At 58.9% G+C, this 20701-nt stretch carries 20 protein-coding genes and 1 tRNA gene; 13 read left to right on the forward strand and 8 right to left on the reverse strand.

Annotated elements, in window-relative coordinates; genetic code table 11:
• Nucleotides 1-272: 272 nt before the first annotated feature.
• The 4 genes from thrS (at nt 273) to rplT (ending at nt 3675) form a co-directional block, all read left to right on the forward strand.
• The gene (gene thrS / locus ACQ4MS_RS17005) at nt 273-2180 is read left to right on the forward strand and encodes a threonine--tRNA ligase (protein ID WP_431095809.1); all 1908 of its coding nucleotides are present in this window, start codon (nt 273-275) and stop codon (nt 2178-2180) included.
• A gap of 95 nt (nt 2181-2275) precedes the next feature.
• A complete protein-coding gene (gene infC, locus ACQ4MS_RS17010) occupies nt 2276-2878 on the forward strand; it encodes a translation initiation factor IF-3 (RefSeq protein ID WP_431099608.1) in 603 nt (200 codons plus the stop codon).
• Nucleotides 2879-3086: 208 nt separating this feature from the next.
• On the forward strand, nt 3087-3290 hold the full coding sequence (rpmI, locus tag ACQ4MS_RS17015; protein ID WP_007870723.1) for a 50S ribosomal protein L35: 204 nt from the start codon (nt 3087-3089) through the stop codon (nt 3288-3290).
• A gap of 25 nt (nt 3291-3315) precedes the next feature.
• Nucleotides 3316-3675, forward strand: coding sequence for a 50S ribosomal protein L20 (gene rplT, locus ACQ4MS_RS17020; RefSeq protein WP_341903159.1), 360 nt, complete (start codon nt 3316-3318; stop codon nt 3673-3675).
• A gap of 27 nt (nt 3676-3702) precedes the next feature.
• Here rplT and ACQ4MS_RS17025 read toward each other — a convergent pair whose 3' ends face one another.
• A complete protein-coding gene (locus tag ACQ4MS_RS17025; RefSeq protein WP_431095810.1) occupies nt 3703-3843 on the reverse strand; it encodes a hypothetical protein in 141 nt (46 codons plus the stop codon).
• Nucleotides 3844-3860: 17 nt separating this feature from the next.
• On the opposite strand from ACQ4MS_RS17025, the gene pheS reads away from it, so the two are divergent.
• From pheS to ACQ4MS_RS17070, 9 genes are all read left to right on the forward strand, one after another.
• Nucleotides 3861-4925, forward strand: coding sequence for a phenylalanine--tRNA ligase subunit alpha (pheS, locus tag ACQ4MS_RS17030; protein WP_431095811.1), 1065 nt, complete (start codon nt 3861-3863; stop codon nt 4923-4925).
• A gap of 31 nt (nt 4926-4956) precedes the next feature.
• Complete coding sequence (gene pheT / locus ACQ4MS_RS17035; RefSeq protein ID WP_431095812.1) at nt 4957-7383, forward strand: phenylalanine--tRNA ligase subunit beta; 2427 nt, start codon at nt 4957-4959, stop codon at nt 7381-7383.
• Nucleotides 7384-7429: 46 nt separating this feature from the next.
• A complete protein-coding gene (locus ACQ4MS_RS17040; RefSeq protein ID WP_431095813.1) occupies nt 7430-7756 on the forward strand; it encodes an integration host factor subunit alpha in 327 nt (108 codons plus the stop codon).
• Between the two features lie 170 nt (nt 7757-7926).
• Complete coding sequence (locus tag ACQ4MS_RS17045; protein ID WP_431095814.1) at nt 7927-8415, forward strand: MerR family transcriptional regulator; 489 nt, start codon at nt 7927-7929, stop codon at nt 8413-8415.
• Nucleotides 8416-8450: 35 nt separating this feature from the next.
• A tRNA-Pro gene (locus ACQ4MS_RS17050) sits at nt 8451-8527 on the forward strand.
• Between the two features lie 334 nt (nt 8528-8861).
• Entirely contained in the window at nt 8862-10049 is a 1188-nt protein-coding gene (locus ACQ4MS_RS17055; protein WP_431099609.1) for an ABC transporter substrate-binding protein, read from the forward strand.
• Between the two features lie 151 nt (nt 10050-10200).
• On the forward strand, nt 10201-12096 hold the full coding sequence (locus ACQ4MS_RS17060; protein WP_431095815.1) for an ABC transporter permease: 1896 nt from the start codon (nt 10201-10203) through the stop codon (nt 12094-12096).
• The gene (locus ACQ4MS_RS17065) at nt 12093-12872 is read left to right on the forward strand and encodes an ABC transporter ATP-binding protein (protein WP_431095816.1); all 780 of its coding nucleotides are present in this window, start codon (nt 12093-12095) and stop codon (nt 12870-12872) included. The genes ACQ4MS_RS17060 and ACQ4MS_RS17065 overlap by 4 nt, the downstream gene beginning before the upstream one ends.
• Entirely contained in the window at nt 12872-13609 is a 738-nt protein-coding gene (locus tag ACQ4MS_RS17070) for an ABC transporter ATP-binding protein (protein ID WP_431095817.1), read from the forward strand. The genes ACQ4MS_RS17065 and ACQ4MS_RS17070 overlap by 1 nt, the downstream gene beginning before the upstream one ends.
• A gap of 26 nt (nt 13610-13635) precedes the next feature.
• On the opposite strand, the gene ACQ4MS_RS17075 is transcribed toward ACQ4MS_RS17070, so the two are convergent.
• The 7 genes from ACQ4MS_RS17075 to ACQ4MS_RS17105 all read right to left on the reverse strand — a co-directional run bounded on the left by ACQ4MS_RS17075 (nt 13636) and on the right by ACQ4MS_RS17105 (nt 20523).
• Nucleotides 13636-14343 (reverse strand): aspartate/glutamate racemase family protein, encoded by a 708-nt coding sequence (locus ACQ4MS_RS17075; RefSeq protein WP_431095818.1) that lies wholly within the window; start codon nt 14341-14343, stop codon nt 13636-13638.
• Nucleotides 14344-14503: 160 nt separating this feature from the next.
• Nucleotides 14504-15490: a recombination-associated protein RdgC gene (locus tag ACQ4MS_RS17080; RefSeq protein WP_431095819.1), complete on the reverse strand. Its 987-nt coding sequence runs from the start codon at nt 15488-15490 to the stop codon at nt 14504-14506.
• A 168-nt stretch (nt 15491-15658) separates the two neighbouring features.
• Nucleotides 15659-16213 carry an NUDIX hydrolase gene (locus ACQ4MS_RS17085; protein ID WP_431095820.1) on the reverse strand — a complete coding sequence of 185 codons (555 nt, stop codon included), beginning with the start codon at nt 16211-16213 and terminating at the stop codon, nt 15659-15661.
• A gap of 131 nt (nt 16214-16344) precedes the next feature.
• Entirely contained in the window at nt 16345-17322 is a 978-nt protein-coding gene (locus tag ACQ4MS_RS17090; RefSeq protein ID WP_431095821.1) for an MBL fold metallo-hydrolase, read from the reverse strand.
• A 256-nt stretch (nt 17323-17578) separates the two neighbouring features.
• On the reverse strand, nt 17579-18631 hold the full coding sequence (locus tag ACQ4MS_RS17095; RefSeq protein WP_431095822.1) for a TRAP transporter substrate-binding protein: 1053 nt from the start codon (nt 18629-18631) through the stop codon (nt 17579-17581).
• Nucleotides 18632-18718: 87 nt separating this feature from the next.
• Nucleotides 18719-20038 (reverse strand): TRAP transporter large permease, encoded by a 1320-nt coding sequence (locus ACQ4MS_RS17100; protein ID WP_431095823.1) that lies wholly within the window; start codon nt 20036-20038, stop codon nt 18719-18721.
• On the reverse strand, nt 20035-20523 hold the full coding sequence (locus ACQ4MS_RS17105) for a TRAP transporter small permease (RefSeq protein ID WP_431095824.1): 489 nt from the start codon (nt 20521-20523) through the stop codon (nt 20035-20037). The genes ACQ4MS_RS17100 and ACQ4MS_RS17105 overlap by 4 nt, the downstream gene beginning before the upstream one ends.
• Between the last annotated feature and the right edge of the window lie 178 nt (nt 20524-20701).

Consider the following 20701-nt stretch of genomic DNA (forward strand, 5'->3'; position numbering starts at 1 on the left):
AGCAAACAGGCCTGTCAACGAGTTTTGCAAGCTGCCGTAAAATAGCCGCATGCAATCAATCAAGCTGGAAACAGGAAGGATCGTTCGGGTTATGACACCGCGAACTACACCCTCGTCCGTTTTCTGGAGTCATCCAGGGCGCTAGTCCGCACCCCTTGGTGATTGTTAGCTACTGATTTCATAGCTTAAATCCATATCCCCCCATCAAAGCGCGGCAGGTTCCGCGCTTTTTTGTTTTTCCTGATTCCAGCCTGTTTATAAAAGTTATTCCCATGATTCAAATCACGCTCCCCGATGCTTCCAAGCGCGAATACCCCCGGGCCGTCACGGTGGCCGAAGTCGCTGCATCAATCGGTACCGGCCTGGCCAAAGCGGCCCTGGGCGGCAAAGTTGACGGCAAGGTGGTCGACACCAGCCATCTGATTGATAAGGACAGCTCGGTTTCCATCATCACAGCCAAGGACGCCGATGGCCTGGACATGATCCGGCATTCCACGGCCCACTTACTGGCCTACGCCGTCAAGGAACTGTTCCCGGATGCGCAGGTCACCATAGGCCCGGTAATTGAAAACGGTTTTTTCTACGATTTCTCCTACAAGCGCCCGTTCACGCCGGAAGACCTGGTGGCGATCGAAAAGCGCATGACGGAACTTGCGGCCAAGGATGAGCCAGTGACGCGCCGGGTGCTGCCGCGCGATGAAGCGGTGGCGCATTTCAAGAGCATAGGGGAGCATTACAAGGCTGAAATCATTGCGAGCATTCCCGCCAATGAGGACGTCTCGCTATACCGCGAAGGCGCCTTTGAAGACCTGTGCCGGGGCCCCCACGTGCCCAGCACGGGCAAACTGAAGTTCTTCAAGCTCATGAAGGTGGCCGGTGCGTACTGGCGCGGCGACCACCGCAATGAAATGCTGCAGCGGGTCTACGGCACGGCCTGGGCGACCAAGGACGAGCTCCAGCAGTACCTGACGATGCTGGAAGAGGCGGAAAAGCGCGACCACCGCAAGCTCGGTAAGGAGCTGGACCTTTTCCACATTGACGACCATGCGCCCGGCCTGGTGTTCTGGCACCCCAAAGGCTGGACAGTCTGGCAGGGTGTGGAGCAATACATGCGCAAGGTCTACCAGGACAACGGCTACCAGGAGGTCAAAGGCCCGCAGATCATCGACAAGACCTTGTGGGAAAAAACCGGCCACTGGGATAAATACCGCGACAACATGTTCACGACCGAGAGCGAAAAGCGCGAATACGCGCTCAAGCCGATGAACTGCCCCGGCCACATCCTGATCTTCAAGCAGGGAATCAAGAGCTACCGTGATCTGCCGCTGCGTTACGGTGAATTCGGCCAGTGCCACCGCAACGAGCCTTCGGGTGGGCTGCACGGCATCATGCGCGTGCGTGGCTTCACGCAGGACGATGGCCATATTTTCTGCACCGAAGACCAGATCCTCAAGGAGTGCGTGGATTACACGACCTTGCTGCAGAAGGTGTACACCGATTTCGGCTTCAAGAACATCATCTACAAGGTCGCCACGCGTCCTGAGGCGCGCATTGGCTCCGACGAAAGCTGGGACAAGGCCGAGCACGCTTTGATGGAAAGCCTGCGGGCTTCTGGCTGCGAGTTTGAAATCGCCCCTGGCGACGGCGCGTTTTACGGTCCCAAGATTGAATACACCCTGAAAGACGCGATTGGCCGGCAATGGCAGTGCGGCACCATGCAGGTTGATTTTTCGATGCCGGAGCGCCTGGACGCCGAATATGTCGGGGAGGACGGCAACCGTCACCGTCCCGTGATGCTACACCGCGCGATTGTGGGCAGCCTGGAGCGCTTTATCGGGATTTTGATCGAGGAGCATGCCGGCGCGCTGCCGACCTGGCTGGCTCCGGAACAGGTTTCAGTCCTCAATATCACCGATTCCCAGGCCGAATATGCCCGGGAAGTTGCCAAAACGCTGCAAAATCAAGGGCTTAGGGTCAACCTGGACCTGCGCAATGAGAAAATTACGTATAAAATACGAGAGCACTCGATGAAAAAGCTGCCGTACATCCTTGTCGTAGGAGACAAGGAGAAAGCGGCAGGTGCCGTTGCAGTGCGCGCCCGGGGTAACAAAGACCTTGGAGTGATGCCTCTCGATGCGTTTGCCCAGCAAATTGCTTCTGACATCGCACAAAAAGCCTGATTTTTAACAAAATTGTTGATGAATTTGGCCTGTCGTCCTTACAGGACGGGCGCAAGCCGCTATAGCTTTTATAGCAAGAGTTAAAGGATAGAACCATCGCTACTGAATTTCGTGACCGCCGTCACCGTGAAGAACGCAAGCATCGCTTGAACCGTGAAATCATGGCCCCTGAGGTACGCCTGAGTGGGCCGGACAATGAGCCGCTGGGTATTGTCAGCATCACCGAGGCGTTGCGCCTTGCCGGTGAAGCCGATGTTGACTTGGTCGAAATCTCCCCCACAGCGGTTCCTCCGGTGTGCCGGTTGATGGATTACGGCAAGTTCAAGTATGCCGAGCAGAAAAAGGCGGCGGAAGCGAAGTCCAAGCAAAAAGTGATCGAGATCAAGGAAATCAAATTCCGGCCCGGCACTGACGATGGGGACTACAACATCAAACTGCGCAATATCAAGCGCTTTTTGGAAGAGGGCGACAAGTGCAAGATCACCTTGCGCTTTCGCGGCCGTGAAATTACGCATCAAGAGTTGGGCTTGGCCCTGCTGGCGCGTATTCGCGACGAGTTGGCGGATTTGATTGTGGTGGAGCAGTTTCCCAAGCTTGAAGGCCGGCAGATGGTCATGATGATCGCGCCGGGCCGTAAAAAACCGGGTGGAGCTGCCAAGCCGGCAGCGGAAACAACTCCAGCGCCGTCGGCCGCCTGAGCGGCTGAGTAGCTGAGTAAAAGATAAGGGGCGCCTTGAGGCGTTCCGGTGAAGGCAGGCGCAAGCCGGCGTTCCAAAAGCAGAAGAGTTAAATCTTTTGCGCCAGGTGAAGAGCCGAAGGGCTTTTTGCTTAACAAGTGTCTCGGGGCCATCAAGTCTGCGGAAGGTTCGCAGCGCCTCACGAGCACAAATGAAAAGGAGCATTTACATGCCCAAAATGAAGACCAAGAGCGGCGCTAAAAAGCGTTTCCGCGTTCGTCCGGGTGGTACCGTCAAGCGCGGCCAAGCCTTCAAACGTCACATCCTGACCAAGAAGACCACCAAAAACAAACGCCATCTGCGTGGTGCGGTGACTGTCCATGAGACCAATATGGGTCACATGGCACAGATGCTCCCAGGCCAGGGCATTTAATTAACGACGAACAAGGAGTACACACATGCCTCGCGTCAAACGTGGTGTAACGGCTCGCGCCCGCCACAAAAAAGTTTTAGCCCTTGCAAAAGGTTTCCGCGGCCGCCGCGGCAATGTCTTCCGTATCGCCAAAGAAGCGGTAATGAAGGCTGGGCAATATGCCTACCGTGACCGCCGTACCAAGAAACGCGTGTTCCGCCAGTTGTGGATCGCCCGTATCAACGCTGCAAGCCGTTCATTCGGCATGACCTACAGCCAGTTTGCCAATGGCCTGAAGAAAGCCGGCATCGAGATCGACCGCAAGGTTCTGTCCGACATGGCCATCAATGACAGCGCTGCTTTCGGCGCCATCGTTGAGCAGGTTAAAGCCAAGCTGGCCGCCTGATTTTCAGGCAAGGCAGTATTGATGCTATCAAATCAATAGCTGCCTATCCGGGAAAATAAAGGGCTGGAGCTTGAAAAGGCTCTGGCCCTTTTTCATGGTCTTTTCCGCAGCGCTCGCGACTTCCGACGGAATGAGAGTGTTGCCGAAAGCGCCTTCGCTGTTTTGCATTTCGAACAAGAGAACGTATGACTCAACCTGATGCCCTCCAAGAACTGGTCAGCAGCGCCCAAGCCAGTTTTGCGCAGGCGAATACGCCCGCCGACCTGGAAAATGCCAAGGCGCAGTTCCTGGGGAAAACCGGCCGCGTGACTGAGCTGATGAAGGGCATGGCCGCACTCAGCGTGGAAGAGAAAAAATCCCGGGGTGCCGCGATCAACCTGGCCAAGCAGGCCATCGAAGCCGCGCTGACCGAACGCCGCCAGGCTCTGGCGGATGCAGAACTCCAAAAGCAACTCAAGGCCGAAGCACTCGACGTGAGCCTGCCTGGCCGTCAGCGCACGCAGGGCGGTTTGCATCCGGTTTCACTTACGCTCGAGCGCATCGAAGGCATTTTCGGCTCCATGGGTTTCGACGTGGCCCAGGGCCCCGAGATCGAGACGGACTGGTTCAATTTCACCGCGCTCAACACGCCTGAGGATCATCCGGCACGTTCGATGCACGATACCTTCTATGTGGAAGGTGGCACCGAGGCCGCGCCCAATTTGCTGCGTACCCACACCAGCCCCATGCAGATTCGCTACGCGGTCCAGCATGTCAAAAAGCACCGCGCGCTTATCGATGCCGGTGGCCGCATGCCCGAGATTCGCGTCATCGCGCCGGGCCGTACCTACCGTGTCGACAGCGATGCCACCCACTCGCCCATGTTCCACCAGTGCGAAGGGCTATGGATAGGCGAGAACGTGAGCTTCAAGGATCTCAAATTCGTCTTCACCGACTTCTGCCGCACCTTTTTCGAAAGCGATGACCTGGTGCTGCGTTTTCGACCCAGCTTTTTCCCTTTCACCGAGCCCAGCGCCGAAATCGATATTCAGTTCCAGACCGGTCCGCTCGCTGGCCGCTGGCTGGAAGTGGCTGGTTCCGGCCAGGTGCACCCGAACGTGGTGCGCAACATGGGCCTGGACCCTGAGAAGTACATCGGCTTTGCCTTCGGCATGGGTCCGGATCGCCTGACCATGTTGCGCTATGGCGTGAACGACCTGCGCCTGTTCTTTGACGGCGACATCCGTTTCCTGTCTCAATTCCAGTCCTGAAATACAAGAACAAGAAAAACAAGGTTAGACCATGCAATTCCCAGAATCCTGGTTGCGCGAATTCTGCAACCCGCCGCTCGATACCCAACAACTCGCCGACATCCTGACCATGGCCGGCCTGGAGGTGGAAGAACTCAAGCCGGTGGCGCCACCGTTCACCAAGATCGTCGTCGGCGAAATCAAGGAGGCCGTCCAGCATCCGGACGCCGATCGCTTGCGTGTCTGCCAGGTCGACGTGGGGCAGGGCAGCCTGCTCAACATCGTCTGCGGCGCGCCCAACGCCCGCGTCGGCATCAAGGTGCCTTGCGCCCTGGTAGGCGCCGAACTACCTCCCGGCGAGGACGGCAAGCCTTTCCTGATTAAAGTCGGCAAGCTGCGCGGGGTTGAAAGCCAGGGCATGCTGTGTTCCGCGCGCGAACTCAAGCTCTCTGAAGACCACGGCGGCCTGCTTGAGCTGGCGGCCGATGCGCCGCTGGGCCAGGATATCCGCGAGCACTTGCGGCTCGACGACACCTTGTTCACGCTCAAGCTCACGCCCAACCTCGCGCATTGCCTGAGCGTCTACGGCGTCGCACGCGAAGTCGCCGCACTCACGGGTGCTCCGCTGAGCACGCCGTCTTTTCCTGCAGTGCCCACCGCCGATGCGACTAAGGTACCGGTCAAGATCAGCGCTCCCGACCTGTGCGGCCGCTTTTCCGGCCGCGTGGTGCGCAACGTCAACACGAAGGCCTCTACGCCGCAATGGATGGTGGACCGCCTGGCCCGCTGCGGCCAGCGCAGCGTGACCGCGCTCGTGGACATCTCCAACTACGTGATGTTCGAACTGGGCCGGCCCTCGCACATTTTTGATCTCGACAAAATTCATGGCGGCCTGGACGTCCGCTGGGGCAAGCCCGGCGAGACACTCAAGCTGCTGAACGGCAACACCGTGACGGTTGATGAAAAGGTCGGTGTCATCGCCGACGACGCACAAGTCGAATCACTGGCCGGCATCATGGGTGGCGATGCAACTTCTGTCTCTGACGATACAAAACACGTCTACGTTGAAGCCGCCTTCTGGTGGCCTAAAGCCATTGCCGGCCGCTCACGCCGCTACAACTTCTCGACCGACGCGGGTCATCGTTTCGAGCGCGGCGTCGATCCTGGGCTGACTGTCGAACACATCGAGCGCATCACGCAGTTGATCATCGACATCTGCGGCACACCGGAAACCGTGTGCGGCCCCATGGATGACCAGCAGGTCAATGTGCCCAAGGCGGCGCCCGTTACCCTGCGCGTGGCGCGCGCGGCCAAGATTATCGGCATGCCGCTCACGCAGGCGCAATGCCTGGACGCCCTCCAGCGCCTCGGTTTGCCGGTGGTGCAAGGTGAGGGCACGCTGACCGTGACACCGCCCAGCTACCGCTTTGACCTGCAGATCGAGGAAGACCTGATTGAGGAAGTGGTGCGCATGGTGGGCTATAACCAGCTCCCCGAAACACCGCCGTTGGCACCCATCACGGCAAGGCTCCGTCTTGAGGTGGAGCGCAGCCCCTTTGCTGTGCGCCGTGCCCTGGCATCACTGGGTTACCAGGAAACCATCAACTTCAGTTTTGTGGAAGAGCGCTGGGAGCACGAGCTCGCCGGCAACCCCAACCCAATCAAGCTGCTGAATCCGATCGCCAGCCAGATGAGCGTCATGCGTAGCTCGCTGCTGGGTTCGCTGCTCCAGGTGCTCAAGTTCAATCTGGACCGCAAAGCGCCCCGTGTGAATGTGTTTGAGCTGGGCCGCGTTTTCTTGCGTGATGCCGATGTCCAGAACACCGACACAACCGTTGCAGGCTTCAACCAGCCCATGCGTATGGCCGGCTTGGCGTATGGCCCCCGGGCTGCGCTGAACTGGAGCCAGTCTGACAAGGCCGTGGACTTCTTTGACGTCAAGGGCGACGTGGAGGCTTTGCTTGCACCGCTTCAGGCTGTCTTCGCGCCGGCTACGCACCCCGCCATGCACCCCGGCCGTTGCGCGAGTGTGTCTGTGAATGGAAGGCCGGTCGGCTTTGTGGGAGAACTGCATCCGCAATGGCGCCAAGACTACGACCTCGCCCTCGCACCGCTCTTGTTTGAGCTGGAACTGGACGCCGTTCTGCAGCGGCCTGTGCCGGAGTTCAAGCCGGTCAGCAAGCTTCAGCCGGTAGAGCGCGATATCGCCGTCATCGTGGCAGAGAGTGTCAGCCATGCCGCGCTGATGTCGGCCATCCACGGTGCCAATACGCAGGGCTTGCTCAAGGGAGCGGCGCTGTTTGATGTCTATCGCCCTCAACAAACCAGCGCCAGCATGCAGGTGGGTGAAAAAAGCCTGGCCGTGCGCTTGGTACTTTCGAGTGACACCGCTACACTGACCGACGAGGGAATTGAGGCGGCCGTTCAGGCGATTCTCGCAAATCTGCAGGGCCAGTTGGGGGCACGTTTGCGTGCCTGAGCTTTCAGACAAGCCTCTAAAATAAAAATTGCAGGAGTTGCGCCATATGGAATTTTCTGTTGAAAGCCTGGAAACCCCTGCGCTGACAAAGGCGCACCTGGCCGAGTTGCTGTTTGAGCAAATAGGACTCAATAAACGCGAATCGAAGGACATGATCGACGCGTTTTTCGATCTGATCTCAGATAGCCTGGTGGATGGAAATGACGTGAAAATTTCCGGATTTGGAAATTTCCAGATTCGTACCAAGGCCCCCCGTCCCGGCCGCAATCCCCGAACCGGGGAGGCTATCCCCATCGAAGCGCGAAGAGTGGTGACATTTCACGCCAGCCACAAGCTCAAAGATCAGATTCAGGGCGAAACTGTTGCCGAATAAGTACTAAAACACAAGGCCGCAATCGCTGGTTTTTGTGTTCAAGTAGGTATTTGTAACTAGATGTCACTTGTGTGACGGAACAACAGATGCCAAAAAACCACCGCAACTCTTTGCTCTAAGTTTCGACTTAGAGTAGATTTAGAGGTTTCCTCCTTAGCGCATTGATTTAATTGGAGAAAACGCTCCCACCCATTCCCGCGAAACGCTATTTCACCATCGGTGAAGTGAGTGATTTGTGCGGTGTCAAACCTCACGTGCTCCGTTATTGGGAGCAAGAGTTCACGCAGCTGCGCCCGATGAAAAGGCGCGGCAACCGCCGCTACTACCAGCATCATGAAGTGCTGATGATCCGCCGGATCCGTGATTTGCTCTATGACCAGGGCTTCACTATCAGCGGGGCGCGCAACAAGCTTCAGGAGATTGTGCAGACCGAACGTGACAAGCGCCGTAATGGCGAAGTCATGCTTGACGGCGTTGAGGTGCTGGAAGGCGGTGAATCCCTGTTGGAAGATTTTGAGGATTCGAGTGATCACTCGGACTTTGAAGATAGTGAGGCGGAGGGCGCTGACTTACCCACCGGCAGCGCTGCCCAACAGCGGTTGCAACTGGTACGGCGAGAGTTGTTTGAAATTCGGGATCTGCTGAACGCTGGTCACTGAGAGACCTTATCCGCACGCTATAATAAAAGGCTTGTCGGTGTGTGGCGCAGCCTGGTAGCGCACTTGCATGGGGTGCAAGGGGTCGAAGGTTCGAATCCTTTCACACCGACCATATGAATGTCCAAGGGCGTCCAGTTTAATGACTGGACGCCCTTTTTCATTGAGCCGGAGAATGACTGATGTTCGATCGCATGCGCTGATGCGCTTGTCTGCCTTCGTCGAGAAGGTCCATGGCAGGGCTGTTCCGGATCCACCCCCTCGCACTTTTCGTCACCGACAGCGGCCGCCTCCTGCTGCACGCGGTTGGGCTTCATGCCCATGAAACCAAGGCTGCAGATGGGTTAAGGTAGCCGTGCTGCACCCCTGCCGCCAGTCGACAATGCCACTATCATCACCGCCCATCTGACCCACGATATCCAGGACTACTTATGAAGCTGTACCGAAAAATGCTGAGCGCCGTCGCTATCCTTGGGCTGACGACCTCATTCGTGGACGCGCATGCGCAGGGCGTCATCAAGATAGGGGAAATAAACAGCTACAAGGCTCAGCCGGCCTTTCTGGAGCCGTACAAGAAAGGGATGGAGCTGGCCGTTGAGGAAATCAATGCCAGTGGTGGTATCAACGGCAAGAAAGTCCAGTTGTTTATCCGTGACGACAACGCAAACCCTGGCGACGCGGTCCGTGCCGCCGAAGAACTTGTCTCGCGCGAGAAAGTCGATGTACTGACAGGCTCCTTCCTTTCTAATATCGGCCTGGCATTAACCGATTTCGCCAAGCAGAAGAAGTTTTTCTTTCTTGCGGCCGAGCCCTTGACGGACAAAATTGTTTGGCAGAACGGCAACCGTTACACGTTTCGCTTGCGAACCTCCACCTATATGCAGGTTGCCATGCTGGTTCCGGAAGCTGCTGCGATGAAGAAAAAGCGCTGGGCGGTGGTGTATCCCAATTACGAGTACGGACAGTCTGCAGCCGCGACATTCAAGACGCTTCTGAAGGCTGCGCAACCCGGCGTGGAGTTCGTAGCCGAGCAGGCGCCTCCGCTGGGCAAGGTTGATTCGGGCAGCGTGGTGCAGGCCATGGCGGACGCCAAGCCGGATGCCATCTTCAATGTCCTCTTTGGCGCTGATCTTTCGAAGTTTGTGCGTGAAGGCAATACGCGCGGCCTTTTTCAAGGGCGTGAGGTCGTCAGCCTGCTGACGGGTGAGCCCGAGTACCTCGACCCGCTCAAGGAAGAAACACCCAACGGCTGGGTGGTTACCGGTTATCCGTGGTACGGCATCCAGACGCCCGAACACAAGGCCTTCTTCCTCGCTTATCACGGTAAGTACAAAGACTATCCGCGCCTGGGTTCTGTGGTTGGCTACAGCGCCATCAAGTCCCTTGCTGAAGGCATGAAGAAGGCTAAGTCAACCGACACCGAAAAATTGATTGCCGCTTTCCGCGGCCTGAACGTGACGACACCCTTCGGCCCTGTGGTTTTCCGCCCGGAAGACCATCAGTCCACCATGGGTGCTTATGTGGGACGCACAAAAAATGAAGGTGGCAAGGGCGTGATGGTGGACTACCGGTATATCGACGGTTCAAAAGTCCAGCCGAGCAACGCCGAAGTGAAAAAAATGCGTGCTGCCGACTAGGCCTGGCGATTGCTGACGGGCGGCAAATGCCGCATCTTGCACGTGTCCATGGAGGCGTCTCTATGCCATTGCCGATGCCGCCGCTGTGCCAGCGATGTGCTTGTTGTGCATCACCTGCAGGCCCTGCCATCCCGCAGAAAAAAGGTTGTCCATGAGCTTTTCAGGCTTTATCGTGCAGTTGCTTAACGGCCTGGCCGGTGCATCGTCGCTGTTTCTTGTGGCTGCTGGCTTGTCTCTGATTTTCGGGGTCACGCGCATTGTCAATTTTGCCCATGGATCCTTTTTCATGGTCGGCATCTATGTTGCCTATTCCTTGGTCGCAACGCTTGGCAACACCCTGGGTTTCTGGCCTGCATTGCTGATCGCTGCTTTGGCTGTTGGCGTTCTCGGCGGTCTGGTCGAAATTTTGCTGCTTCGCCGTATATACCGTGCGCCAGAACTATTCCAGCTGTTGGCAACGTTTGCGCTGGGCCTGGTGATCAAGGATGGCGTGCTGTGGTTCTGGGGGGCCGAGGAGTTGCTGGGACCCCGGGCGCCAGGCTTGACGGGCTCCGTGTCTATTCTTGGGCGCCAATTTCCTTCGTACGATCTTTTCCTGATCGTTGCGGGACCAGCCGTCCTCGGCATGCTTTGGCTTTTGCTTACCAAAACCCGCTGGGGTACGCTGGTCCGGGCGGCCACTCAGGATCGCGAAATGGTCAGCGCGCTGGGTGTGAACCAGGCATGGCTGTTCACGGCAGTTTTTGCATTGGGTGCGCTTCTGGCGGGCCTTGGCGGCGCGCTTCAGTTGCCGCGCGAGCCGGCTAACCTGGAAATGGACCTCAACATCATCGGTGCTGCATTTGTCGTGGTGGTGGTAGGAGGCATGGGCTCTATCCCAGGTGCGTACGTGGCGGCACTGCTAATTGCGGAACTCAAGGCCATTTGCATCTGGCTGGGGCTGGTTGAAATAGCGGGCATCAGCATTTCATTCTCCAAGCTGACCCTCGTGGTGGAATTTGTTGTGATGGCTGTTGTCCTTGTAGCCCGGCCCTGGGGATTATTTGGCAAGCCCCAGGCGCCCAGCCGGCATGCAGGTATGGCCGAAGAACCGCTGCGCCGACCGCACCGGTTGTACGCCTGGGGTTGTGCGGGCCTGCTGGCGGTGCTGGCTTTGATGCCGGTGCTGGCGGCGCAGTCACCCTACGTGACAGTGCTGCTGATTGATCTGCTGGTGGCCGTCCTGTTCGCCTGCAGTCTGCATTTCATCATGGGACCCGCGGGGGTGCACTCGTTCGGGCATGCCGCCTACTTCGGCCTTGGCGCCTATGGTGCGGCCCTGCTGGTACGCAGCCTGAACATGCCCATGGAGCTGGCGCTGGTCGTAGCGCCCCTTGTTGCGGCGGCGGGAGCCGTTGTCTACGGTTGGTTTTGCGTCAGGTTGTCCGGTGTTTATCTCGCGATGCTGACACTGGCCTTTGCACAAATTACCTGGGCGATTTGTTATCAGTGGGACGTCTTCACCGGTGGCAGTAATGGATTGACCGGCGTGTGGCCTTCCGAATGGCTGTCGGATAAGCGCATCTATTACTACCTGGCCCTGGTGTTGGTGGCTGGAGGCGTCTTGCTGATGCATCGCATGCTGTATTCACCGTTCGGCTACGGCATGCGTGCGGCACGCGACTCGGTGCTGCGCTCCGACGCCATCGGCATGAATGTCAAACGCATGCAATGGGCCGCTTTTGTGATTGCGGGTTCATTTGCGGGGCTGGCCGGTGCGCTTTATGCCTTTTCCAAAGGCAGCATATCCCCCGAAAGCCTGCACGTGAGCAAATCGATCGATGGGCTGGTCATGGTTTTGCTGGGAGGCATCCAGACGCTTTTGGGACCTGTGGTGGGTGCGGCCACTTTCACATGGCTGCACGACACCGTCGCGCGGAACAACGACTACTGGCGCGCCATGCTCGGGGCCATCATCCTGATTCTGGTGTTGCTGTTTCCCCAGGGAATTGCCGGCTTTGCCAAACAACTGCTCGCCAGGCGCAGCAGCGGGGGAGAGACGTCATGAGCTTGCTGAAAGTGTCAGGGCTGGGTAAATCGTTTGGTGGTGTCAGGGCTGTCGATAGCGTGAACTTCGAGCTGGCGGCAGGCGAGTTGTTGGCCTTGATTGGGCCCAATGGCGCCGGTAAATCAACCATGTTCAATATGGTCAATGGGCAGTTGCGTGCAGATGCCGGCTCCATCCAGCTGGAGTCACGGGAGCTGATCGGGCTGGCACCCCGGGAAATCTGGCGCCGCGGTGTCAGCCGGACATTCCAGATTGCCGAAACTTTCTCTTCTCTGACGGTCGTGGAAAACGTCCAGATGACCTTGCTGTCTGCGGACAGGAAGTTGTTTTCCATGTGGCGCCGCGCCGCAGATTACAAGCGCGACGAAGCCATGGCACTGCTCGAGCAGGTCAATATGAAAGCGCAGGCCGACCGCCCTTGCAACGTGCTGGCGTACGGAGACGTCAAACGCGTGGAACTGGCCATTGCCATGGCCAACAACCCCAAATTGCTGCTCATGGATGAGCCAACAGCCGGTATGGCTCCCGGGGAGCGTAACGACCTGATGGCGCTGACCAAACAACTGGTCATTGACCGGGGCATGGCGGTGCTGTTTACAGAGCACAGCATGGATGTGGTGTTTGCCTATGCCGACCGCGTGATCGTGCTGGCGCGCGGCCGGTTGATTGCGGAGGGCAAGCCGCTGGAAATCCGCGACCACCCGAGAGTCCAGGAAGTCTACTTCGGCAGTGGCAAGACCTTCGAAAAAAAAGCCATTGCAAAGGAAAACGCGTGATGGGCAACGGCAAGGAAATCCTGCTGGAGGCGAAAAGCTTGTCGGCCTGGTACGGCGCGGCGCAGATACTGTTCGGCGTCAACCTCGTTGTCGGGCGGGGAGAGGTCGTCTCCTTGTTGGGGCGCAACGGCGCTGGCAAATCGACCACGCTGAAAACATTGATCGGGATGCTCGACAAGCGGCGTGGCAGCGTAACCTTCCTCGGCGAGGATATTTCAACCCGTGAGCCTCACCATGCGGCTCGCATGGGCCTGGGCTTTGTGCCTGAAGACCGGCGGATCTTCACTGACCTGAGCGTGACCGAAAACCTTGAGGTAGGCCGGCAGGCACCGCGCCGCTGGCCTGACGGCAGTGATGCGCCGTTGTGGACACCGGAACGCCTTTTCGGCTTGTTTCCCAACCTGGGGGAGATGCCTACGCGTCCCGGCGGCCGCATGAGTGGCGGCGAGCAGCAAATGCTGGCAGTGGCGAGGACCTTGATGGGCAATCCTTTTCTGGTACTGCTGGATGAACCTTCCGAGGGCGTGGCGCCCGTCATTGTGGAACAAATGGCCAACATGATCCTGGAGCTGAAGGGACACGGCGTCAGCATTTTGCTGTCCGAACAGAACATGCATTTCGCCGAACTGGTATCCGACCGTGCCTACGTCCTTGAAAAAGGGCAAATCCGGTTTGAAGGATCCATGGCGGACCTGGCCATCAATGAAGAGGTGCGCCGGGCCTACCTCGGTGTATAGAGCCCGCACCGAATCCGTGGGTGTAATCAGTGCACCGCAGCGTGGCCTCGCGTCGCCTTGGCAAGCGCCGCTCGCGCCAGCAGGCGTGTGGAGTCCAGTGTAGGGAGGGGTGAGTTTGAATCGCTCATGATGAGCGGGATTTCCGTGCAGCCCAGGACGACTGCATCGCAGCCGCGGCCCTTCATCCGTTCGATGACGGTCTGGAAATAGGTGATCGCCTCGAGCTTGAAGACACCGTACACCAGCTCGTCCATGATGATGCGATTGATCTCGCCCAGCTCCGTGTTGTCGGGGCGCAAGTACTCCAGTCCTCGCGCGGTCAGCTTGTCGGGGTAGACATCGCTGTCGACGAGCCAGCGGGTACCGGTGATGCCGATGCGTCGGTACCCCCGTCTGGCTGCCTCTTCGGCAACGACTTCTGCGATATGAAGCCAGGGTAAGGGGGACCGCTCCTGCACGTAAGCAAACGCCTGGTGGATGGTGTTGTCCGGACAGACCAGGAAGTCGGCTCCGGCCTTTGCAAGCTTGTGCGCAGAGGCGAGCATGATGTCGCCGACACCGTCCCAGTTATTGCGGTAAATGCATGCCATGTAGTCGGAAAGCGAGGGCGTATGCATCGACACCTCAGGGTGGGCATGAGGCCCCAGGGCCTTGGCGCCTTCCACGCAGATGGTCTGATAACAAAGCGCAGCGCCTTCGGCAGAGCAGCCGACGATACCGATGTGTTGGGACATGAGCTGCCTCCGTAGTGGATGAATCCATGCGATCGGGTTGCGTAAATCATCAACCGCTATTGTTTTTAGATAGCGCCGCCAGCGGAAATTTTCAAGTTCTGCAGCGCTGCAGCTACGGCGCGGGCCTGCAGTTGCCGGGATTCCCGCTCCGTCATGGTCGCTACGCGGGTTCAGGTACCGGATCAGCAGCATGCGAGCTTGCCGGGTGTGGCGTGACTTCTCCCTCGGCGAGTTCCCCGCCCAGCGCCTCCAGCATGTCCGGAATCAACGAGGACAGTTCCCCGGTGATGATGGCTGCATCGCTGTCAAAGCCGTCGTCGTCCTTGCCGCTTTCCTGCACGCCGTCCAGCACCACATCAAGTAGCTTGAGTTTTTTCAGCTGCGCGGTTTCCGTCAGCACAAAGGACACACGCTCGTTCCACGTCATCGCCAGTTGCGTGGGCATTTTCCCGGCGGCGATGTGTTGGGCCACCTCATCGATCTCCAGTGTGTGGCGCGAATAGCGCACCGTCGATTTCTGGTCGTCGGGCGTCTTGAGCTCGCAGTCGCGGTCTACCGTGAAGTTGTACGGCGCTTCGCGGGTCGACAGCCAGTGCGACATCGCGGCGGCCGCCGACATCTGCGTCTGGATTGGGCTGGCCTTCAGGCCGGGCAGGGCGCCTGGCACCTCGCTCAGCGCCTCTACGAGATAGCTCACGATCTTGTCGGCACCCGTCAGATTGCCGGAGTCAACCACCAGGAATTTGTTGGCTACGTCGATCCAGAGCGTGGTGGTCGACCGCTTGGTGAAGGCACGTGGCAGCAGATCCAGCATGACCTCTTGCTTGAACTCCTTCTTGATCTTGGCGCCCACGCGTTCACGACCCGTTTCTTCCTTGTATTTTTCGATACGTTCCTCTACGGCGGCCTTGATGGCGGACGAAGGCACAGGCCGGCGCTCGGTGCAGAGGCGCGCGATCAACTGGCGGCCCACGCTTTCGAGCAGGACGGTGCTTTTGTTGCCACGCGGAGGCACCCAGCCGCTGGATTCAGGCTCTGTGGCGCCGCAGGGGACAAAGCGGTGGGACTGGAAAATTTCTTCAAGCGCGTCCAGCGGAGGAAGCACAAAATCGTCGGCAATGCGGAAAAAGATTGCGGTGTTGAACATGAAATCCGGGGAGTGGGTTGGGAGAAAAGAAGCTGGCTGAGGCCCAGGGGTGCGGTGAAGGTAACGGGCGAGCCGCCGCGAAACAGGCCGGGCGCGCAAGGAAATTCTACCGGGTGCCTTTATTGCTTTTATTGCTGGACGTAACAGCCGGCGTTGACTCAAAGGCCTTCATTCAATATCAAACGTGTGGATGCCGTAAGCACCCTTGCGGCGGTCTTCGAAGTACTGTTCCAGTGTTTGTTTCACGGTTTTGAAGGCAATTTCGTCCCAGGGGATTTCAGCCTCGGTGAACAGCCTGGCCTCCATGGTCTCATAGCCTGGATTGAATTCAGCGCTCAAAAGTCGCGCCCGGTAATACATGTGTACCTGCCCGACACGCACCACATTCATGACTGTGAAAAGCCCCAGCATTTCGTACTGGGCGCCGGCTTCCTCGTCGGTTTCGCGGGCTGCGCCTTGGGACGTGGTTTCGCCGAGCTCCATGAAGCCAGCAGGCAGCGTCCACTTGCCCCGGCGCGGCTCGATATTGCGTTTGCACAGCAGCACCTGCGCGCCGTCTTCGCCCCAGCTGGGCACCGTGCCGACGACATTGAGCGGGTTTTCGTAGTGGACCGTGTTGCAGGCCGGGCAAACGGCCCGCTCCTTGGTGTCGCCGTCATCCGGCAAGCGGTAAGCCACGGCGGTGCCACAGACGCGGCAGTGGTTCAGGGGCAGGCGAAGCATCGGATGAGTGTAGCGGCTTTGCGCCAGCCGAGCCCTGCCGGGGGCGCACGGCAGGCTCCCTGATTCGCTATAAAAATCGTAGCTGCTTGCGCCCGTGTTTATTGGGCTTGGAGCCTATTTTGATAACCGTCCTATTTGAGTGATGAGTAATTCAACGGTACCCAGGTGTAAGCCTTGCCCGCGCTCTTGCGCACATGGCCCAAGCCGGGGAAAGCGATATGCGCCGCGCCGACCAGGTAGCCGTTTTTGGCAGCATCGGCGTAGGCCTTGGTGCGCTCTTTGGCGGCCGGAGGAGCCTCGGAGTCAAACTTGATGGTGACTTCCGGGTTGTCGAACTGGACAGCCGCCACATGCATCAGGTCGCCCCACAGCACGAGCTTCTCCCCTTTGCTTTCCACCACATAAACGCTGTGGCCGGCCGTGTGGCCATGGGTGGGCTGTGCCTTGACGCCAGGCACGAGTTCGGTGGCACCCTCAAAGGTTTTGAGCTTGCCGGCCGCGGCATAGGGCTTGATCGACGCCATGGCGCCCTGGAAGAAGCCTTGCGACTCCTTGGGCGCCGCGTTCATCTTCGTTTCATCGAGCCAGAAGTCAGCATCCGCCTTATCGACCCGCACCACGGCATTGGGGAAGGCCATGGCGCCGTTCACTACCAGGCCGCCCACATGGTCGGGGTGCATGTGGGTGATGTAGATTTCGTCAACCTGCTCGGGCTGGTAGCCGGCGGCTTTGAGGTTGGCCTGAAGGCTGCCCAGCGTCGGGCCGAACAGGCCCGAGGCACCGGTGTCGACCAGCACCAGCTTGCTGCCGGTGTTGATGAGGTAGGCATTGACTGAGGTTTCGACTGCGTCAGGCAGGAAGGCGCGCTTCAATGCTGCGCTGACCTTGGCCGGCGTCGTGTTGGTGAGCAGGTCTTTCACGGGCAGCTTGACGGTGCCGTCCGACAGAGCGGTGACTTCAAAATCTCCCAGCGCCAGGCGGTAGTAGCCGGGCGCTTGGGTCTTGACCATGGGACCGGCGGCAAAAACCGGCAGGGTGGCAAGGGTGAAAGAAGCGGCCAGGCTTGAGACGGCGATGGCGGCGGCCAGGTTTTTCAAAGAGCGTGACATGAAATGACTCCCTTGGGTTGACTGAATGAATTGATGGGGTGGCGCGGGGTGGATTCTTATGCAGGTGGGCCATGGATGACGGCGCAGCGGCAGTAACCCGGCTCGCGGTACAGGTTTTCCGGCAGATGCATTGCTATGAAGTTGATAGCGAGTTTCCTATAAGACTATTGGGCTAGAGGTCGCTTTGACATAAAAAAACCGGGCCTGAGCCCGGTTTCGTGAATGCGCACCTGGTGCGGACTATTGGGCCTCTTGATCAGGCCTTCGTCGTCTTGGTGTGCTTTTCGATCAGGCTGCGTGCCGTGTCCAGCAGCTTCTTGCCGTCAAAGCCCTTCTTGTTCATGTCTTCCACCCATTCGACTTCCACCGTGCGTGATTTGCGGCGGAATTCCTGGGCTTCGGCGGCGCTCACGGTGTAGATCGTGTTGCCGCGGTCGCTGGCGGTCTTGCGGCCGGGAACGTCATTGCCCTGCTGCACCTTGCCCAGCCAGGCCGAGGTGGCCATGCCGGAGTTGTTGTCGATGACCTTTTTGAGGTCGGGTGCGAGCGAGTTGTACTTGGCCTTGTTCATGGCCATCACAAAGGTGGTGGTGTAGAGGCTGCCGCCGGCGGGATCGAACTCGGCATGGAATTTCGTGAGCTCATTGACCTTGACCGAAGGCACGACTTCCCACGGAATCACGCAGCCGGTGATGGTGCCCTTGCTCAGCGCGTCAGGGATCTGCGGCAGCGGCATGCCCACCGGCGTGGCGCCCAGCACGCCCATCAGCTTGGTCACCTGGCGCGTCGGCGCGCGCAGCTTGAGACCACGCATGTCGGCAATCGACTTGACGGGCTTGTCGACCGTGTGGATCACGCCGGGGCCGTGCACCTGCAGCGCCAGCACCTGGGTGTCCTTGAACTCATCGGGCGCAACGGTTTGCACGTATTCCCAAAATGCCTTGGAGGTCGCTTCAGCGTTAGACATCATGAAGGGCAATTCAAATACCTCGATGCGTGGGAAGCGGCCGGCCGTGTTGCCGGGCAGCGTCCACACCACGTCGACCACGCCGTCCTTGACCTGGTCATATAACTGCACGGGCGTACCGCCCAATTGCATGGCCGGGTAGCCCTCGAACTTGATGCGGCCGCCGGATTCCTTTTCGACTTTTTCCATCCAGGGCTTGTGCATGGCCAGCCACACGTTGGATTGCGGCGACATGAAGGTGTGGAACTTGAGCGTGACGGCTTGTTGCGCCAGGCCGCTCAGGGCCGGTGTGCCCAGTGCGACGGCGGCGCTGGATTTCAAAAGGGTGCGACGTTGAATCATGATGGGTCTCCTGGAGGTCTGAAGGTAACGTTAAAAGCGGCCGGTGGCGTCTGGGGCTTACCCCAGTCCTGCCAATGAAAAAACGGGTTACTTGATGAACCCCACCAGCCACAGCGGAATGATGGGAAAGAACAGGAACACGGTGGTGCGGATGACGTCGCTGATGAGGAAGGGCATCACACCGCGGTAGGTTTCGCCCATGGGCACATTCTTGGCCAGCCCGTTGACGATATAGACGTTCAGACCCACAGGCGGCGCGATCAGCCCGAAACCGACCGTCATCAGCACCATGATGCCGAACCAGATCGCTGTGTATTCCTTGCTCATGCCGAAGTCCAGTCCCATCACCATGGGAAAGAAGATCGGGATCGTCAGCAGCAGCATCGACAGCTCGTCCATCACCGCGCCCAGCAGCACGTAGAACAGCAGGATGGCTACCACTACCACCAGCGGCGACAGGCCCCAGCCGCCGACAAGTGCCGCCAGCTGGTTGGGCACCTGCGTCAGCGCCAGTGCGGAGTTCATCAGGTCGGCCCCGATAAAAATCAGGAAGATCATCGCCGCGCTCACGGCCGTGCCGTAGAAGCATTCCTTCAATTTTTGCAAGGACATCTCGCCCTTGAGCAGCGCGGTGAGGAATGTCGAGGCCGCGCCCACAGCCGCGCCTTCCGTCGGCGTGAAGAAGCCGCCGTAGATGCCACCGAAGACCAGCAGGAAGATCACCACGATGGGCGCCACACCGATAAAAGAGTGCAAGGTGAGGCCGGGATGATCGGAGTCGACTTCAGGTGCGTGCCCGGGCACGACGCGCACGTAAATCGCCACGGCAATCATGTAGCCGCACATGGCGATGATGCCGGGGATGATGGCGGCCGCGAACAGCTTGCTGATGTTCTGCTCGGTCAGGATCGCGTAGATCACCAGCACGATGGATGGCGGCAGCTGGATGCCCAGCGTGCCGCCGGCTGCCAGCGTGCCCGTGGCCAGGCGCCCGGAATAACCGTGGCGCTGCATCTCCGGCAAGGCCACGCCGGTGATGGTGGCAGCGGTGGCGACTGAAGAGCCGCTGATGGCGCCGAAAGCCGCGCAGGCCAGCAATGAGGCCATGGCCAGCCCGCCCCTGAAGCGGCCCATGACACCCGCCGCAAATTCAAACAGCGATTTGCTGATGCCGCCCTTGGTGGCGAAGTGGCCCATCAGGATGAAGAGGGGGATAACCGACAGGTCATAGCCGGCAAAGCGCGCAAAAGCCTGGGTGTTGAGGAAACTGGCAAAAGGCGGCCAGCCGGTCTGCGTGACATAGCCGATGGAGCCTGCCGCAAACATGCTGACGGCGATCGGCACGCGAACGGCCATCAGGGCCAGCATGCTGCCGAAGATCAGCAGCGTCAAACTGAGGGAACTCATATCGGGGCCTCCACGGCTTCGGTTTTGCCAAAACCGAAGACGGTCTGGTGCAGTGCGATCAGGCCCGTCAATACAAAGGCGGGCACCATCGTCGCGTAAACAATCCACTCCGGAAAGCCCATGATCTGGGTTTCGGAATTGGCAGACCAGACATTGATCCCGCCCAAGGTGGTGCGCCAGGCCAGCAGACCGAAGATCACCACCAGCAGCAGGGTGCCGAAACGGTCCAGCTTGTCATTGACCGCATCGCTCATGCGTGCGGTGAAGAAATCCACAATGATGTTGCCGCGGCGCAGCTGGCACAGCGGCATGAACAGCGCAATCGCGGCACCGGCGGCGACACCCGTCAGCTCAAAGGCGCCAACGATGGAGTCGCCCGTGGTGTTGCGGCCTATCAGGCTGGCGCAGGTCATCAGCGTGATACAGGTTAGCAGCACGCCAGCCAGGATGGCGCACAGCTTGGCGAGTTTTTCAAGAATCTTCAAACGCGTCTCCGGTGGTTTGGTACAGGAGTGGAACAAGGCATCCGGAAGGCCGGCTTTGTGAAGCCCTGTCAATCCCGTAGCCAGGCAAATTATGAAGAAACCCACTCACAAGCGGCAGGTGGGTTACCCCGGGGCGGTCTGGGTAATTGCGCGGTGATTAAAACCAGTGTGCGTTCAT

The organism is Polaromonas aquatica, from assembly GCF_050626995.1.
Lineage (GTDB): Bacteria > Pseudomonadota > Gammaproteobacteria > Burkholderiales > Burkholderiaceae_C > Polaromonas > Polaromonas aquatica_A.

Coding starts and splice junctions, on each gene's coding strand:
- pheS (WP_431095811.1), top strand. CDS start 3,861: ATGACTCAACCTGATGCCCTCCAAGAACTGGTCAGCAGCGCCCAAGCC.
- ACQ4MS_RS17090 (WP_431095821.1), bottom strand. CDS start 17,322: ATGTCACGCTCTTTGAAAAACCTGGCCGCCGCCATCGCCGTCTCAAGC.
- ACQ4MS_RS17040 (WP_431095813.1), top strand. CDS start 7,430: ATGGAATTTTCTGTTGAAAGCCTGGAAACCCCTGCGCTGACAAAGGCG.
- ACQ4MS_RS17025 (WP_431095810.1), bottom strand. CDS start 3,843: ATGCAAAACAGCGAAGGCGCTTTCGGCAACACTCTCATTCCGTCGGAA.
- ACQ4MS_RS17095 (WP_431095822.1), bottom strand. CDS start 18,631: ATGATTCAACGTCGCACCCTTTTGAAATCCAGCGCCGCCGTCGCACTG.
- ACQ4MS_RS17070 (WP_431095817.1), top strand. CDS start 12,872: ATGGGCAACGGCAAGGAAATCCTGCTGGAGGCGAAAAGCTTGTCGGCC.
- ACQ4MS_RS17065 (WP_431095816.1), top strand. CDS start 12,093: ATGAGCTTGCTGAAAGTGTCAGGGCTGGGTAAATCGTTTGGTGGTGTC.
- ACQ4MS_RS17075 (WP_431095818.1), bottom strand. CDS start 14,343: ATGTCCCAACACATCGGTATCGTCGGCTGCTCTGCCGAAGGCGCTGCG.
- rpmI (WP_007870723.1), top strand. CDS start 3,087: ATGCCCAAAATGAAGACCAAGAGCGGCGCTAAAAAGCGTTTCCGCGTT.
- ACQ4MS_RS17080 (WP_431095819.1), bottom strand. CDS start 15,490: ATGTTCAACACCGCAATCTTTTTCCGCATTGCCGACGATTTTGTGCTT.
- ACQ4MS_RS17060 (WP_431095815.1), top strand. CDS start 10,201: ATGAGCTTTTCAGGCTTTATCGTGCAGTTGCTTAACGGCCTGGCCGGT.
- pheT (WP_431095812.1), top strand. CDS start 4,957: ATGCAATTCCCAGAATCCTGGTTGCGCGAATTCTGCAACCCGCCGCTC.
- thrS (WP_431095809.1), top strand. CDS start 273: ATGATTCAAATCACGCTCCCCGATGCTTCCAAGCGCGAATACCCCCGG.
- ACQ4MS_RS17100 (WP_431095823.1), bottom strand. CDS start 20,038: ATGAGTTCCCTCAGTTTGACGCTGCTGATCTTCGGCAGCATGCTGGCC.
- ACQ4MS_RS17085 (WP_431095820.1), bottom strand. CDS start 16,213: ATGCTTCGCCTGCCCCTGAACCACTGCCGCGTCTGTGGCACCGCCGTG.
- ACQ4MS_RS17055 (WP_431099609.1), top strand. CDS start 8,862: ATGCTGAGCGCCGTCGCTATCCTTGGGCTGACGACCTCATTCGTGGAC.
- rplT (WP_341903159.1), top strand. CDS start 3,316: ATGCCTCGCGTCAAACGTGGTGTAACGGCTCGCGCCCGCCACAAAAAA.